At 35.0% G+C, this 2,392-nt stretch carries 1 protein-coding gene; it reads left to right on the top strand.

Going from position 1 to position 2,392, the window contains the following annotated elements; genetic code table 11:
• Positions 1-722 precede the first annotated feature (722 nt).
• Positions 723-1,814 (top strand): alanine dehydrogenase, encoded by a 1,092-nt coding sequence (ald, locus tag F6K13_RS28610; RefSeq protein ID WP_124146153.1) that lies wholly within the window; start codon positions 723-725, stop codon positions 1,812-1,814.
• Positions 1,815-2,392: the final 578 nt, after the last annotated feature.

The raw sequence follows: 2,392 nt of genomic DNA on the forward strand, positions 1-2,392 counted from the left end.
TCTGGGATGTGGAGACCAAGTGCTATGAAAAATATATGGAGGTTCTAGGGAATAGTCAAGGCGAGAAAATGGCATGAAATAGTAGCAAAAATAAGGATATAAAACACTCGAACTATGCACTTTTTTTCTTAAAAAAAACTCAATCTAGATTTACATCTGAAATAAAAATACTATATGAATAAATGTTAAAACTAGGAGTCTAGAAATGAAGCAATAAGCCAGCGTTCAAAAAAAATCAGTAGCTTGAATCTCCATCACTATTTTACGAATAATTAAACCAACTTACTTGAAAATTGTTTTTTATTAATGTTTTTATTATGATTATTGCTGGTCTTCCTTATGGGGAAACACTTATCCTAATTCTTCTCTCTTGAAAGAAAATTTGTAAGCATTCAGCTATCAGCATTTAGCTATCAGCTTTTGAAATAAAAAATAAAACAATGAACAAAGTTAGCTGAAAGGACTATTTCATTTTATGCGGAATGCTGCGCAAACATATTTCACTTCTTGAATACTAATTCCTTCTTCCAAGATAATGACTTAATAACTCATAGCTAATAGCTGACTGCTGAATGCTTACGAATTTTCAGCTTTCTCTGATTCAGTAAATTTGAATGTTTGACCGACATGAAATGAATTATGAATAATAATTAATTTTGAGTTAGATTTAAATGTAGTCAGAATAAGATTATATTTTCGACGACAAAATATAGAGGTGGTGAATGGAGATAGGTATTCCTAAGGAAATTAAGGATCAAGAGTTTCGTGTAGGACTAACTCCTGCAAGTGTCAGGGTATGTACTGAAGCTGGTCACCAGGTTTTCATCGAAACAGGAGCAGGGTTGGGTGCAGGTTTTAGTGATGAGAATTATATCCAAGCAAAGGCCAAAATTTTACAAAATGCTGGAGATGTTTGGAATTGTGAAATGATCGTGAAGGTAAAAGAACCTCTATCATCAGAATACCAATTTCTCAAATCAGGACAAATTCTGTTTACTTATCTACATTTGGCTGCTGACCGAAAGCTAACTGAAAGGTTGATTGAAAGTGGGGCGGTGGCGATCGCCTACGAAACAGTAGAACTACCTGACCATAAGTTACCTTTGTTAACTCCCATGAGTATAATAGCTGGACGTCTTTCTGTGCAGTTTGGAGCGAGATTTTTGGAAAGGCAACAGGGTGGTAGAGGTTTACTATTAGGCGGAGTTCCTGGTGTTATGGCTGGTAAGGTGATGATTCTGGGAGGTGGGATTGTTGGTACAGAAGCAGCTAAAATTGCTGTTGGTTTGGGGGCAAGGGTTCAAATTTTTGATATAAATTTGGAAAGGTTAGCTTATCTGGAGACTCTATTTGGTTCTAGAGTGGATTTGTTATACAGCAGTTCTTCTGCTATTGAAGCAGCTATTGTAGATTCCGATTTACTTATAGGGGCAGTTCTAGTTCCTGGTCGTCGTTCTCCAGTTTTAGTAACTAAAAGTTTGGTAGCGCAGATGCGTCCTGGCTCTGTGATTATTGATGTAGCTGTGGATCAAGGTGGTTGTGTGGAAACTCTACGTCCAACTTCTCATACAAATCCTACATATGTAGAATCGGGAGTTCTACATTATGGAGTGCCTAATATGCCAGGAGCAGTTCCTTGGACAGCTACTCAAGCTCTGAATAATAGTACTTTACCCTATGTATTACAGTTGGCTCATTATGGGAGTGAAGCTTTAGAAAAAAATCCGGCTTTGGCTAAGGGTTTGAATGTTAAAGACCATTTTTTGGTTCATCCTGCTGTCCGAGAAGTATTTCCCGATCTAAGTAATAATTAAGTTTAAAAATCACACTCCTTGAACATCATTAAGAATAGAATCATTAGATTTATATCAATATCTAAGATAAGATAAGTTTTTCAGCAATTTTCATAGATAGTTTTTTTTGAAATTATCTTCATTCTATCTCTTTTATTTCTACTACTCTTTATTTGACATCCTCTTTGGTAAATCGGTTCGATAAGTAATTAGGGTTTGCTGAATCAGTGTGCATGGTAAGGGTAGAAGTTAGGATAAACGGGGAATTATAGAGGATATAGTAGGAAGAATCGTCCCTTGATTTTTTTGCCCAACTCTTGATCAAAATCCTAAATTTTTGAACCATTACCACCTAAAATATTGCACTTTTTGATACTTAAAAAGGCTAAAACCTTATTTAGATTTATAGTTGATTAAAACTAGCAGAGTGATTATTTATGAGGAGGCTAAATTTATCTTTGGTCATATTCCTAAAAACTGGAGTGACTAGCATAACACTATCTCTAGAAGAACGTTTTGAGGTCTAAAGACATTTTTATAGGAGAAAGTAAATATGGTGATAAGTTACAACAGATTTATGAAAAAAAAAATTGGGATGT

Origin of the sequence: Okeania sp. SIO2B9 (assembly GCF_010672505.1) — a bacterium.
Taxonomy (GTDB): Bacteria; Cyanobacteriota; Cyanobacteriia; order Cyanobacteriales; family Microcoleaceae; genus Okeania; species Okeania hirsuta.

Excerpts from the sequence above, each read along its gene's own strand:
- ald (WP_124146153.1), top strand. The coding sequence starts at position 723 with ATGGAGATAGGTATTCCTAAGGAAATTAAGGATCAAGAGTTTCGTGTA.